The organism is Phenylobacterium sp. (assembly GCF_030651755.1).
Taxonomy (GTDB): domain Bacteria; phylum Pseudomonadota; class Alphaproteobacteria; order Caulobacterales; family Caulobacteraceae; genus Phenylobacterium.
On sequence record NZ_JAUSBZ010000046.1, the window covers coordinates 1 to 13,309 of the forward strand.

The following is a 13,309-nucleotide window of genomic DNA, read 5'->3' on the forward strand; positions in this document are numbered from 1 at the left end:
CGCCCTGCTGCCCATGACCGACTTCGTCTCGGTCGGCACCAACGACCTTCTGCAGTATCTGTTCGCCGCCGATCGGGGCAACGCCCGCATGGCCGACCGCTATGATCCGCTGTCGCCCCCGGCCCTGCGGGTCCTGGCCGAGATCCAGAAGGCCTGCGCCGATACGGGCACGCCGGTGTCGGTCTGCGGGGAGATGGCCGGCCGCCCGCTGGAGGCCTTCACCCTGGTGGCGCTGGGGTATGAACGCCTGTCCATGCCGCCGGCTGGCATAGGCCCCGTCAAGCAGATGGTGCTGTCCTGCGACCGGGAGGCGGCCCACCGCGGGGTCACCGCCCTGATCCGTGGGACCGGCGGTTCGGTGCGCAATGAGATCGAGACCCTGGCCCGGAAACTCTACCTGTCGGTATAGCTTGACCGTGGAGAATCAACCACAGGCCGACATTGAGTTCCGCGCGCTATCGCGTTATGCTAAAAGGGAAATTAACAGTTCCGTGGCAAACGGACAGGGCGGGTGGCGACCTTCGGTCGCGGCAAATTTAGTTTGAGGGCGGCGCACAGACATGGCGCTCGATACCGGCCGAGTCGGCGACTTGAACGTGAGCTTTGAGGGCTCTCGGGCCACCATTATCGACTCCTATATGCCCACCCTCGATTCTGGTCCCAACATCGGCGCGGCCCTGAAGGCGGCGCGGGAATTCCGCGGCCTTTCCCTCCAGGATGTCGCCGACTCCACCCGGATTCGCCGGGCCTATCTCGCCGCGATCGAAGAGATGCGGATTGAGGACCTTCCGTCGCGGCCCTTCACCATAGGTTATGTGCGGGCCTATGCCCGGGCCCTGGGCCTGGAAGCCGAAGCCGCAGTTTCCCGCTTCAAGGCCGAAGAGCCGGCGACGGATGATGATCTGCGTGAGCCCGTCGGGGTCCGCCGGACCGGCGACAGACGCCTGGGCGTCGCCATCGTGGCCGGGATTCTGGTGATCAGCGCCACTGTCGCCTGGAACTTCGCCCAACGGGGTATCCAGGACGCCCAGGCGCCCGCCGCCCCCGTGGCCGCCGCCTCCCCTGAACAGGTCGCGCCTCCGATCGAGCCCCAGGGCCCCTTGGCCCTGGGCGCGCCGCTGCCGGCGCCGGTGGAATCCACCATACCCAAGCTCTATGAGACCCCTGGTCTCGACGTCGCCGCCGCCGCAGGCGGGTCGGCCGACGCGGTGATCGCGTCCAATGCGGCCCGGGCGCGGAATGTCCAGGTCGCCGCCGCCCCCACGGACCTGCCGGCCGTCTTCAAGGCGGATGGAGAGGTCTATGGCGCGCCCCCGGCTACGGCCGCGGTGGTGCTGCAGGCTCGGGAGTCGGCCGCCCTGATCGTCCGGGGCGCGGACGGCTCGGTCTATTTCGCCCGACAGCTTGCCGCGGGTGAAGCCTATGGCGCCCCGCAGATGAGAGGGCTGATCATCGACGTTTCGGAGCCGAGCGCCTTCCAGGTGTTCGTAGGCGGAGAGACCCGCGGGCTGCTGCCCGCCAATCAGACTCCGGTCAGCCGACTGGCTGACTGAGGCGCCGGCTTCGCCAGGATCCAGGCGCGGCAGGACGGCCGTCGGAGCGCCCCGATAGGCTTCGGGCGTTGCGGCTGGGCGCATCAGGCCGCGATCTGGAGCAGCCCCACCCGTCGCACGCCTGGAGGCTTGGGAATTCCCCTGCAAGGGGCTATTTTCCAACGGTCATGACCCAGCACGATCATACCCACCTCCGCCCCTGGCGCAGCATAGAGCGGCGCACCAGCCGCAAGATCCGCGTCGGCTCCGTGGAGGTGGGGGGCGACGCCCCGATCACCGTGCAGTCGATGACCAATACGCTGACCTCCGATGCGGCCGCGACCATCGACCAGATCCGCCAGTTGGAGGAGGCCGGCGCCGACATTGTCCGGGTCTCCTGCCCGGACGAGGATTCCACCGCCGCCTTCGCCACCATCGCCAAGGCGGCGAAGGTCCCCCTGGTGGCGGACATCCACTTTCACTACCGGCGGGGCATCGAGGCGGCCAAGGCCGGCGCAGCCTGCCTGCGGATCAATCCCGGCAACATCGGCTCGCCCGACCGCGTGCGCGAAGTGATCCAGGCGGCCAAGGACTACGGCTGCTCGATCCGCATCGGCGTCAACGCCGGCTCGCTGGAGCGCGAACTGCTGGAGCGCTATGGCGAGCCCTGCCCCCAGGCCATGGTCGAGAGCGCGCTGAGCCACGCCCGCATCCTGCAGGACCACGACTTCCACGAGTTCAAGATCAGCGTGAAGGCCTCAGACGTCTTCATGACGGTGGCCGCCTATCAGATGCTGGCCGAGGCCATCGACTGCCCCCTGCACCTGGGGGTGACCGAGGCCGGCGCCCTGCGCACGGGCACCGTGAAGTCCGCTATCGGCATGGGCTCCCTGCTGTGGGCCGGCATCGGCGACACCATCCGGGTCAGTCTGGCCGCCGACCCGGTCGAAGAGATCAAGGTCGGCTTCGACATCCTGAAATCGCTCGGCCTGCGGCACCGGGGCGTCAACATCATCGCCTGCCCGTCCTGCGCCCGGCAGGGCTTCAACGTCATCAAGACGGTGGAGGCCCTGGAGGAACGCCTGGCGCATATCTCCACGCCCATGAGCCTGTCCATCATCGGCTGTGTGGTGAACGGCCCCGGCGAGGCTCTGATGACCGACCTGGGCTTCACCGGCGGCGGCAAGGGTTCAGGCATGATCTATATGGCCGGCAAGCCCGACCATAAGATGGACAACGAGCATATGGTCGACCACATCGTCGAGCTCGTGGAGGCCCGGGCGGCGGAACTGGCGGCGGCCGAAACCAATTCTCTAGCCGCCGCAGAGTAGTGTGCGGGGCGAGAACGCCCCTTTTTCCAGGTTGGTTTCATGACCACTCCCCCGGACAACCGCCGCCTTACCACACGCATCCTGGCGTATGAGTTTATCGACATCCTGAGCGACATGGCGCGGCGCCGAGGCGGCGACGTGATCGCCCTGCTGGTCTTTACCGGCGTCTGGACGGCCAATACGCGCCATTTGCGGGGGGTGAGCGATCGTTACGCCACGCTGCACGACATACCCCCTGACAGCCAAAGGCGGCCCATCAGCGACGCCGACCTCGCCAGCCACCTCTGTCTGCCCCGTCCGATCCAGGACGCCTATGTGGAGTCACTGATCGAGACCGGACTGTTGGAGCGGCGAGCGGGCGGACTGGTCGTGCCCTCGGCTGTTTTCACCCGTTCGGAGATGCTGTCGGACGCCAATGAGACCTATAGCCGGCTGATCGGCCTGATTGCGCAGCTGCAAAAGGTCGGCGTTCCCATGGGTGAAAGCGCTCCGGCAGCCAAAGATGACGCTAGGGTCATGCTTGCGCGACCCTCCGCCTCTTGATTAGGTGCCGGCTCCACAACAAAGGGGAGGACCTCATGTCCGCAGACGGCAACTGGAAGATCACGATCAACACGCCGATGGGGGCTCAGACGGTCGACGCCGCCATCACCACCAATGGCGACACCTTCACCGGCACCACCTCGGGCCAGATGGGCACCCAGTCGGTCGAGGGTAAGGTCAATGGCGACACCCTGACCTGGTCCACCCAGATCACCTCGCCCATGCCCATGACCCTGGAATTCGAAGCCACGGTCTCCGGCGACACCATGAACGGCAATGTGAAGCTCGGCGCCTTCGGCTCCGCGCCGATGAGCGGCGTCCGCGCCTAAGAGACAGGCAGGGCCGCGCCCCATCCGGCGCGGCCCTTTCTCACAATCCGATAGGGTCCCAGCCGCCGATCGGCGCGGGGCGTTTGTCCCGGACCGCGCGCGACGCTAGATAGGCGTCCCCAGATGTTCAGGTGACAATTCAACGTGCGACTTCCCCAGGCCCGGCTCGACCAGGTGCTCGACCGCTATCATGAGATCGAGGCGCGCATGGGCGCGGCCGCTGACGGCGCAGAGATCGTCCGGCTGTCCAAGGAGCATGCCGAGCTGCGCCCCGTGGCCGAAGCTGTGCAGACGCTGTTGAAGGCCAGGGCCGAGGCCCCGGACCTGGAACAGATGGCCGCCGCGGCCGACCGGGAGATGGCCGGTCTCGCCCGCGAAGAACTGGCCGAGCTCAACGCCCGTCTGCCGGAACTGGAACGCCAGGTGGCCCTGCTGCTGGCGCCGAAGGACAAGGACGAGAACGCCTCGGCCATCCTGGAAGTCCGGGCGGGCACCGGCGGCGACGAGGCCGCCCTGTTCGCCGGCGACCTGTTCCGCATGTACCAGCGCTACGCCCAGACCCGCGGCTGGCGGGTGGAGATCGACTCCGTCTCCGAGGGCGAGGTCGGCGGCTACAAGGAAATCATCGCCGCCATCACCGGCGACGGGGTGTTCGGCCGGCTGAAGTTCGAAAGCGGCGTCCACCGGGTCCAGCGGGTGCCGGAAACCGAGGCCGGGGGACGTATTCACACCTCGGCGGCCACCGTCGCCGTCCTGCCGGAGGTGGAGGATGTGGAGATCGAGATCAACGACGCCGACCTGCGGATCGACACCTACCGGGCCTCAGGTTCAGGCGGCCAGCACGTGAACAAGACCGACTCCGCGGTGCGCATCACCCACCTGCCCAGCGGCATTGTGGTGACCTCCTCAGAAAAGTCTCAGCATCAGAACCGGGCCCGCGCCCTGAAGGTGCTGAAGGCCAGGCTCTATGACCAGCAGCGCGAAGCCCTGGACACGGCCCGGGCCGACGCTCGCAAGACCCAGGTCGGGTCCGGGGACCGTTCCGAACGCATCCGCACCTACAATTTTCCGCAAGGCCGCGTGACGGATCACCGGATCAATCTGACCCTCTACAACCTGCCCAAGATCATCGAGGGCGAGGGCCTGGACGATGTGATCGAGCCCCTGATCGCCGAGGATCAGGCCGGGCGGTTGGCGGCGCTCGAGGACGAGCTCGGCTAGGATCCCGTCCGCCGCGCGCGGAACCGATCAAGAAGCCCTGAGCCGCCTTTGCGTAACCGCTTCAAGGCTTCCATCAGGGTGGTGTTCAAGGACCTGCCCACCGTGTCGGCCATGACCGCGCCCCGCTCGCCTATGGGCGCATCTGGGCCGGTGGTGGAGTCCAAGGCCGTCTGGTGCTCGATCTCTGCATTCAGCTCGGCGCCGACGAGAACGATCATGGATGAGATCCAGATCCACATCATGAAGCCGATCACCGCCCCCAGGGAGCCGTAGGTGGCGTCATAGCGGGCGACATTGTTCAGGAACCAGGAGAAGACCAAGGAGCCGCCCAGCCAGACCACCGCAGCGAAGACCCCGCCGGGTATGACCCACCGCCATCGCGCACGGGCGCGACAGGGGCCGTAGCGATAGAGCAGGGTGAAGGCCAGGGCCGCCACGGCCAGCAGGATCGCCCATCTCAGCGGAATCCATATCCCGGCGATGCCGCCCAGCCCCAACACCTTCATGACGAGCGGGGCGGCCACAAGCAGGCCAGTCACCAGGATCAGGAAGGTCAGGGCGCCGAAGGTGGCCGCATAGGTCAGCGCCATGAGCTGGACGATATTGCGCTTCTCAACCTCCCCATAGGCGATGTTCACCCCCTCGACGAGGGCGCGCACGGCGTTGCTGGCGGTCCAGACCGATATCAGCAGGCTGAAGGCGAAGGCCAGGCTCAGATTGGCTTTTCGCTCAACGGCGAGTCGGACCATCTGCTCGCCCAGAATGTTGACCACGTCCGCGGGGATCACCTGGGCCATCTGGTCCAGCTGGGATTGGACCTGAGCAATGTCGGCGAACAGGCCATAGAGGGAGACGAACACCGCCAGGGCCGGCACGATGGCCAACAGGGTGAAAAAGGTGACGCCTGCGGCCACCCGGGGAATCTGATCGCGGTTGATCTCGGCGATGGTGCGCCAGATCACATCCTTCCAGCCGCGCCGGGGAATGTCTCGGGGATCGCCGGCCAGCCGGCCTCGGCCGGGTTCCTCCGCCGCGATCTGCTCGGGGTCGGTGGCCGCGGGCCGGCTCATCCCAGGGGGTTCTGCCTCAGGCGCGGCAGGACGTTGGCGCCAAAGCGCCAAGCCGGCCAAGGCGACCCACGGCGCGACCGCCAGGCCGCGCTTCAACATTGTAGACCCCAGGGGGGGCTTTGGGGCGTTGGGGTTGGAACCGGGCATGACGTTCCCCATCAAACCCTCAACAAGCCCTGCCGTTCCCCTTGTGAGGCCGCACGCCTTGCGGCAACAGAGAACGCATGGCCGGACATGTCGCAGCTCTCTATCGCCATCCCGTCAAGGGATTCACCCCCGAACGCCTGGGAGGCGCGCAGCTGAACGTCGGCGCGCCCTTCCCCTGCGACCGCCTCTATGCGGTGGAGACCGGACCGTCCGGTTTTGATCCCGCCGCGCCGGCCTTTGTGCCGAAGCAGAAATTCGCCGTGCTGGCCGCCCTGCCCCAGGTGGCGCGGGCCTCGACCCATTTTGACGACGACACCCAGACCCTGAGCGCCAGCGCGCCCGGCCTGCCCGATCTGTCTGTCTCCATGGCTGACGAAGCTGGACGGCAGGCCTTCGCCGACTGGCTGACCCGCCTGCTTGGCGAAGAGACCCGTGGACCTCTGAAGGTCGTCCAGGCGCCGGGCCACCGCTTCATGGATCATCCCAGGGGGGATGTCTCCGTCCTCAACCTCGCCAGCCTGCGCGACCTGGAGCAGAAGCTGGGGCGGGAGATCGATCCCCTGCGCTTTCGCGCCAACATCTATGTGGACGGCTGGCCAGCCTGGGCGGAAAATCAGTGGACCGGCGCCAGGATGATGATCGGCTGGGCTCAGGCCCAGGTGTTCAAACCGATCATCCGATGCGCCGCCCCGGATGTGGATCCTGCCACGGGGATGCGCGACATGGAGATCACCAAGGCCCTCTTCGAGCACTATGGCCACATGTTCTGCGGCGTCTATGTCCACATCACCCGGGACGGACTAGTCGGACTTGGAGACGCCTGCAGCCAGCCCGGGGCCGAAGAGATCCCGCAGCGCGCCGCCGGGAGCTTGGGAGCATGAGCCTGACCCTGCTGAAGGCCTGGGGCCTGGCCAAGGCGCGGCTTGAGGCGGTGGGCCTGTCGGGCCCCGTCATCGACGCCCGCCTCCTGGTGGAGGCCGCCGCCGACGCCACGCGACTGGATATCGTCACCGACCCCCATCGGCCGCTGAGCGCGGAACAGGAGGCGCGGCTGGAGGACTATCTCGCCCGCCGATCGCGGCGCGAGCCGGTCAGCCACATCCTGGGACGCAAGGGCTTCTGGAAGATCATGCTGCAGGTGACTCCGGACGTGCTGACCCCGCGCCCGGACACCGAGTGCGTGGTGGACGCCGTCTTGAAGGCGACCGCGGAGCCCGACCGCCTGTCGATCCTCGACCTCGGGGTGGGCTCCGGCGCCATCCTGCTGGCCATCCTGGCCGAGCGCCCCAACGCCCGCGGTCTGGGGGTGGACGTGTCCGAGGACGCCCTGGCGGTGGCCCGGGACAACGCCGCCCATCTGGGACTGGCCGGACGCTGCGCCCTGCTGCGCGGTGACTGGGCCCACGGCCTGTCGGACGCCAGCTTCGACATCGTCACCGCCAACCCGCCCTATATCGCCACCGACGTCATCGAGACCCTGGAGCCGGAGGTGCGGGTGCACGAACCGCGCCTGGCCCTGGATGGCGGGCCGGACGGCCTGGAGGCCTACAGGCGCCTGGCGCCGGAAATCCTTAGGGTGCTGAAACCGGGGGGTCGCTTCGCCGTCGAGATTGGTTACGACCAGAAGGCGGCGGTCGAAGCTCTGTTCCAGGAGGCCGGCGCCCTTGGGGTAAGCACCCAGCAGGACCTTGCCGGACTGGACCGGGTGGTGCTCGGCGAAAAAAGAGCCTTGGAAACTCAGGCCTGAGCCGCTACATGCCTAATTGTCTCCACCCAAATCGCCGGTGAAACAGGCCTGGATCCCAGAAATCGGGACATCGGCCAAGCCGGCAGGCGCCGCGTTACGACGGGCGCTCCCAGGTCCGGGCGGATGACGGGGATAATTTACGTCTTCAACACGGAACCTTGGGCCAAAAGCCCGATCCCGAGATGAGGCTCACGCAGCCGCACGTCCTACAGGGCAAGCCCTGGACGCGGCGCAAGACGGTTACCGAATATGAGAGATTTCAAGGGCATGAAGCGTCAGCGCGGACGCAATCGCGGAGGCGGCGGGAATAAGCCCCAGCAGCACAACGCGAACCGCGCCTTCGATTCGAACGGCCCCGACGGCGTCAAGGTGCGGGGCAACGCCCAGCATGTTTTCGAGAAGTACCAGCAGCTGGCTCGGGACGCGACCTCGTCCAGCGACCGGGTTCTGGCCGAGAACTATCTCCAGCACGCCGAACACTATTTCCGCCTGCTGCGGGCCATGCAGCCTCAGCGGTCCCCCAGCGAGATTCTGGGACGGGACCAGGTGACCTCGGGCCTCGACATCGACTTCGAGGACGAGAGCGGCCAGGGCCTGCCCTATGCGTCGGACCCGCCAGAGGCCGAGGCTGAGGCCGAGGGCGAAGCTCGTAACACCCGCGAACGCGACGACAGCCGTCGAGACGAGGGTCGCCGCGACGAGAACCGTCGGGACGACAATCGTCGGGACGAGGCGCGCCGGGACGAAAACCGACCGCCCCGCCGCGACCGTTGGCGCGAACGCGACGAACGTCGAGAACGCAGCGAACGGGGCGACCGCCCTGAACGTGATCCCATGGCGGTGGTGGAGCCCCAGGCTTCGCCCCTGGGAAGCCCGCCGGCGGCGGAGGCCCCCGCACCTGACGGCCCCATGCTGAGGGACGCCGAGGGCGGCGCCAGCGAAGCTCCGGCCTTCCTGCAGGCCCGCAGTCCTGAACCCAAGGCCGAGGGCGACGAGCCCGCTCGCAAGCCCCGCCGTCGCCGCGCCCCGCGCAGCTTCGAGGGTGGCGAGGGCGCCACGCCCCCGGCGAACGAGACTGAAGAGGCCTGATCGGCCCCGCTGATCTGACATGAAGAACCCCGGAAGCCTGGCTTCCGGGGTTCTTTTCGTTCGGCCAGATGGGGCGAACCTAGAAGGTGTAACCGACCCCCATGCGGAAGCTGCGGCCCGGCAGCGGCGCCAGGTCCTTCAGGAAGGAGACGTGCTCGCGGGCCTCGGCGTCATTCAGGTTGCGCCCCTCGACAAAGACCTTGAAGCCGTCGGTCGGCCTCACGACCAGGGAGGCGTTGAGCATACGGTAGCCGTCCGTCGGCAACTCGCCCTCGGCGACGCGGGTCTGCTCGCCGACCTGGCGCAGCTCAAGTTTCCCCGTCCACCAGCTGGTGGCGAAGATGGCCCGACCGGTCGCCGACCATGGCGGAATGCGGGCTGGCGCGCCAAGGTCGGTGTCGCCACGGACATAGTCAGCCGCCCCTTCCAGGGTGAAGCTGCGGTCCCCGTCCTGCCACAGGCGATAGGCGACCTCGGCCTCCCCACCCCAGAACTCGGCGTCGGTCTGGCGATAGGCGAAGATCGGCAGGTCGCTCTCATGGTCCTCGTCGCCCGTAGGCCGCAGGTCGATGAAGCCCTCATAGCGGACCGCGAAGGCGTGCAGGTCGATATCCCAGGGGCCGCCGTCATAGTGCAGCGTGGCGTCGAGGCCATAGGAGATTTCCGACTTCAGGCTCGCATCGCCAAGCTCGAAGGTGCGGGTGGCGATGTGTGGCCCATCGGCGAACAGCTCGGCCTCCGTAGGCGCCCGGGCGGTGCGCGACAGGCTGACCCCGGCATACCAGCCCTCGGCCGGCCGCATAAAGGCCCCGAGGCTGGCTGAGACATTGTCGAATTCCGCCTTGGCCGCAGCGGTTTCAAGGGTGCGGCGATCCACCCGCAGGCCACCCTCCACGCCCCAGGCCCCACGATCCAGACGCTGCAGGGTGAAGATGCCCGCCTCGTTGATCTCCACCGGCGGCACATAGGCCTCCTCGCCCTCGGCGACGAGGTCGCGGGTCAGAGCCTGAAGACCCACGGCGCCCTGCCAGCCGTTCCGCTCGGCCTGAACCAACTCCAGGCGGCCTTCCCAGCCCTCGGAAGCAAACCGGGTGGCCGGCGCGCCGTCTTCGATCTCCACATGCTCATAGTCGGCATAGCCGCCGGAGAACCGGAGGCGTTCAAAGGGGCCAAGCGCCAGATCAAGCCCGCCGCGGAGGTCATAGCGGGTCTGCTTCAGATTGATCCGGACGCCCTCGTCGTCCCCGTGATCCTCGTCGTGGTCGTGATCGTGATCGTGGTCATCGTCGTCATCATGATCGTCATGGCCATGCTCATGGGCGTGGCCGGGGACGCCATAGCGGCTTTCGGTCTGCTTGACCGATAGGCCGAGGAAGCCGCGCTGGCCCACATAGGAGAGGCCTGCCCCATAGGAGTCGAGGGTGACCGCGGTGTTTTCCACCGTGCTCGCCTGTCGGCCCAGAAAGGGTTCGCCGTCCGCGGCGAGCTGACGGCGGGATTCCGCCGGCACGGGCACATCATAGTCTTCGGTCTGACGGCGCATGGCGTCCAGGCTGAACACCCAGGGGCCCACCCCAGCCTTCAGGGCGCCGGAAGCCATCTCGCCGGTGTCGGCGCTGGAAATGGCGCCCAGCACCCGGCCTTCGACGCCGTCGACAGTGGTTTCGGAGATCCGGTCGTCGATGACGTTGACGACGCCGCCGATGGCCGAGCCACCATAGGCCAGCGCCGCAGGCCCCCGCAGGACCTCGATCCGGCGAGCCTCCTGCGGATCAACCGCCACCTGGTGGTCCGGCGACAGGGCGCTGGCGTCCACCATCCCAACGCCGTTGGTGAGCACCAGGACCCGGGGACCGGCCAGGCCGCGGATCACCGGGCGGCTGGAGCCAGGCCCGAAGAAGCTGGAGCGCACGCCGGGCAGGTCGCCAAGCGCCTCGCCGAGCCCTCCAGCGGGGGCGGCGTCCAGGTCATCGCGATTGAGCACATCGACGCTGGTGGTCACCGAGTCCAGGGAGACCACATAGGGGGCTGCGGTCACCACCACCTCAGACACCTCCGCGCCACGGCCGGAAACCTGGCCAAAGGCCGGGCCCGCAGCGACGGCGATCAGGGCCGCAGATGTGAGGAGAAGAGACTTGCGCATGGCGACGACCTGTTCTGGAACCGGGAAGTATGCGTTATGAAATAACATAACTGGACGTCAAGTCGGTTGCGCCGAAAAACGGAGATGATTAGCTGGTCTGCATGGGACTCGATTGCCACCACACCGAAAGCGCGCACCCTGGACTTGAGGGGCTCGCCCTGGCCGACGCCGTCGCCGCCGCCGCCACCAAGTGCGAGCGGACCCGCGAACGTCTGACCCCGCCCAGGCGCCGGGTCCTGGAGCTCCTTCTTGAGGCCGACGCCCCGATGAAGGCCTACGACCTCATTGCGGCCTACGGCCAGGACGGAGAGCCCGCCAAGCCGCCGACCGTCTATCGCGCCCTGGACTTTCTGGAGCGCCTGGGGTTCGCCCACAGGATCGAGAGCCTGAACGCCTATGTGCCCTGCCGGATGGAGGGGACGAGCCATCGGGCCGCCTTCCTGATCTGTGAGTGCTGCGGCGCGGCCCAGGAATTTGAACCGGACTTCGCCCCGCAGTTCGCCGCCGCGGAGGCCGCGGGCTACGCTGTGCGCACCGTGACCCTGGAGGCCCGCGGCCTCTGCCCCGCCTGCAAGGTTGAATCCTGAAGGTCTGAGTCCCCGGCCGTCCGGTCAGCCGTTCCTCGCCGTCCCCTTAGCGGTTAGTTTCCCGATCTCCTCGGGACCGCAGACCCGCCACAGGTCGCTCGCGAACATGCCGCCGCTGAAGATCACCAACACCCTGGCCATCGAAGAGGACGAGATCAGCCTCCGCTTCGTGCGCGCCTCGGGGCCCGGCGGTCAGAACGTCAACAAGGTCTCCACCGCTGTGGAGCTGCGGTTCGATGTCTGGAACTCGCCCACCTTGCCCGAGCCCGTCCGCGCCCGGCTCGCCCGGCTGGCGGGCCGGCGGCTGACCCAGGAGGGTGTGCTCATCCTGCTGGCTGAGCGCTTCCGCACCCAGGAACGGAACCGGGCCGACGCCCAGGATCGCCTCATTGAGCTGATCCGCAAGGCCGCCGAACCCCCGCCGCCCCCCCGGAAGAAGACGCGGCCCACCCTGGCCTCCAAGAAGCGCCGCCTGGAAAGCAAGACCCGCCGGGGGGTGGTCAAGGCCGGCCGAGGGCGCCCTGGTGGTGATGACTAGGCCAGGCCTGCGTCGGGTTGACGCATCTAGTGTTGGCTTCTGTCACAGTCCTTAATTATGGTCGCTCCATGTCCAAGCTTCGCATCATGGCGGTCTCCGCCACGCTCGCCCTGGCTACGGCCTGCGCCCCCACCATGGGTCCGCCGCCACCGCCCCCTGGAATGGCCGCGCCGTCGCCGACCGTCTTCCGTCAGGAGGACTTCTCCTGGTCCGCGGTGCCCGGCCGCAACACCATTGATGGCCGGCTGACCTATCGGCAGGGCGCGAGCCGCTTCACCTGCTCGGGCGCCGGTGTCGTGCTGACGCCGGAGACCCCCTGGACCCGTCGGCGGATGACCATCCTCTATTCCTCGCCGGAAGCCGCAGCCCTGCCAGCGGACGAGGTGCGCGCCCGCACCCCTTCGGCGCCCAACGACGACTATTCTTCCTTCGTCCGGCGGACCACCTGCGACGCCGCCGACCGCTTCAGCTTCTCCAACCTGCCTGACGGCGCCTGGTTCGTGATCACCGTGGCGCGGCCCTCGGCCGGGGCCGGTGAAAGCGTCGCCATCATGCGTCGGGTCGTCACCCGCGGTGGCCGGATCAGCCCCATCGACCTCTAGGCCTGCGCCTGACGCAAGCGTGAAACCAGATTTCGCCCGTCGCCGGAACCCGGCGGCGGGCGTCGTCCTTTCTGGTCCATGGCCTCGCTTCCCAAAACCCCCGCCACCGCCCGCCCGACCATCTATGCGCTGGGCCTGGCGAGCCTCGTCATCGGTCTCATCAAGACCGCCCGTCCCGCCGCCATCGCCGGGGGGACAGGGTTGGGAGAGGCCTCCATGGTCCGCACCCTCGGCCTTCGTGAGATGTCGGCGGGCGCCGGCCTGCTGCTGGACGGCGGCGACAAGCGCTGGCTGGCCGCCCATGGTCTGAACATCGCCGGCCAGGTGGCGGTCCTGCTGAAGGCGCGGCCGTCGAGCCGACGGGAATGGCAGGGGCTGGCGGTCTTCTATGGCGTGCTGCTCGGCCTGACCCTGGCCGACATCTATGCCG

Annotated in this window: 15 protein-coding genes; 13 read left to right on the forward strand and 2 right to left on the reverse strand. The window is 67.8% G+C overall.

The window, feature by feature from the left end; translation table 11 throughout:
- The 6 genes from Q7V15_RS04315 to prfA all read left to right on the forward strand — a co-directional run.
- The coding region (locus Q7V15_RS04315) for a putative PEP-binding protein (protein WP_304754056.1) at positions 1-409 on the forward strand (409 nt) is incomplete at its 5' end.
- 151 nt (positions 410-560) lie between these two features.
- A complete protein-coding gene (locus tag Q7V15_RS04320) occupies positions 561-1,553 on the forward strand; it encodes a RodZ family helix-turn-helix domain-containing protein (protein WP_304754058.1) in 993 nt (330 codons plus the stop codon).
- A gap of 167 nt (positions 1,554-1,720) precedes the next feature.
- Complete coding sequence (ispG, locus tag Q7V15_RS04325; RefSeq protein WP_304754059.1) at positions 1,721-2,863, forward strand: flavodoxin-dependent (E)-4-hydroxy-3-methylbut-2-enyl-diphosphate synthase; 1,143 nt, start codon at positions 1,721-1,723, stop codon at positions 2,861-2,863.
- Positions 2,864-2,902: 39 nt separating this feature from the next.
- Entirely contained in the window at positions 2,903-3,406 is a 504-nt protein-coding gene (locus Q7V15_RS04330) for a hypothetical protein (RefSeq protein ID WP_304754061.1), read from the forward strand.
- A gap of 35 nt (positions 3,407-3,441) precedes the next feature.
- Positions 3,442-3,735 (forward strand): hypothetical protein, encoded by a 294-nt coding sequence (locus Q7V15_RS04335; protein ID WP_304754063.1) that lies wholly within the window; start codon positions 3,442-3,444, stop codon positions 3,733-3,735.
- Positions 3,736-3,879: 144 nt separating this feature from the next.
- Positions 3,880-4,956: a peptide chain release factor 1 gene (prfA, locus tag Q7V15_RS04340; RefSeq protein WP_304754065.1), complete on the forward strand. Its 1,077-nt coding sequence runs from the start codon at positions 3,880-3,882 to the stop codon at positions 4,954-4,956.
- Here the strand turns inward: prfA and Q7V15_RS04345 are convergent.
- Positions 4,953-6,026, reverse strand: a complete 1,074-nt coding sequence (locus Q7V15_RS04345) for a YihY/virulence factor BrkB family protein (RefSeq protein WP_304754066.1) — start codon at positions 6,024-6,026, stop codon at positions 4,953-4,955. The genes prfA and Q7V15_RS04345 overlap by 4 nt on opposite strands.
- A 224-nt stretch (positions 6,027-6,250) precedes the next feature.
- Here Q7V15_RS04345 and Q7V15_RS04350 point away from each other — a divergent pair, with 224 nt between their 5' ends.
- From Q7V15_RS04350 to Q7V15_RS04360, 3 genes are all read left to right on the forward strand, one after another.
- Positions 6,251-7,054, forward strand: coding sequence for an MOSC domain-containing protein (locus tag Q7V15_RS04350; RefSeq protein ID WP_304754068.1), 804 nt, complete (start codon positions 6,251-6,253; stop codon positions 7,052-7,054).
- Positions 7,051-7,920 (forward strand): peptide chain release factor N(5)-glutamine methyltransferase, encoded by an 870-nt coding sequence (gene prmC / locus Q7V15_RS04355; protein WP_304754070.1) that lies wholly within the window; start codon positions 7,051-7,053, stop codon positions 7,918-7,920. The genes Q7V15_RS04350 and prmC overlap by 4 nt, the downstream gene beginning before the upstream one ends.
- A 249-nt stretch (positions 7,921-8,169) precedes the next feature.
- Entirely contained in the window at positions 8,170-9,009 is an 840-nt protein-coding gene (locus Q7V15_RS04360; protein ID WP_304754072.1) for a DUF4167 domain-containing protein, read from the forward strand.
- Between the two features lie 79 nt (positions 9,010-9,088).
- Here Q7V15_RS04360 and Q7V15_RS04365 read toward each other — a convergent pair whose 3' ends face one another.
- A complete protein-coding gene (locus Q7V15_RS04365) occupies positions 9,089-11,152 on the reverse strand; it encodes a TonB-dependent receptor (protein WP_304754074.1) in 2,064 nt (687 codons plus the stop codon).
- 101 nt (positions 11,153-11,253) lie between these two features.
- Between Q7V15_RS04365 and Q7V15_RS04370 the strand changes: the two genes are divergently transcribed.
- The 4 genes from Q7V15_RS04370 to Q7V15_RS04385 form a co-directional block, all read left to right on the forward strand.
- On the forward strand, positions 11,254-11,739 hold the full coding sequence (locus Q7V15_RS04370) for a Fur family transcriptional regulator (protein ID WP_304754075.1): 486 nt from the start codon (positions 11,254-11,256) through the stop codon (positions 11,737-11,739).
- 106 nt (positions 11,740-11,845) lie between these two features.
- Positions 11,846-12,277: an alternative ribosome rescue aminoacyl-tRNA hydrolase ArfB gene (gene arfB / locus Q7V15_RS04375; protein WP_304754076.1), complete on the forward strand. Its 432-nt coding sequence runs from the start codon at positions 11,846-11,848 to the stop codon at positions 12,275-12,277.
- A 68-nt stretch (positions 12,278-12,345) separates the two neighbouring features.
- Complete coding sequence (locus Q7V15_RS04380) at positions 12,346-12,879, forward strand: hypothetical protein (RefSeq protein WP_304754078.1); 534 nt, start codon at positions 12,346-12,348, stop codon at positions 12,877-12,879.
- 78 nt (positions 12,880-12,957) lie between these two features.
- The coding region (locus Q7V15_RS04385; RefSeq protein WP_304754080.1) for a hypothetical protein at positions 12,958-13,309 on the forward strand (352 nt) is incomplete at its 3' end.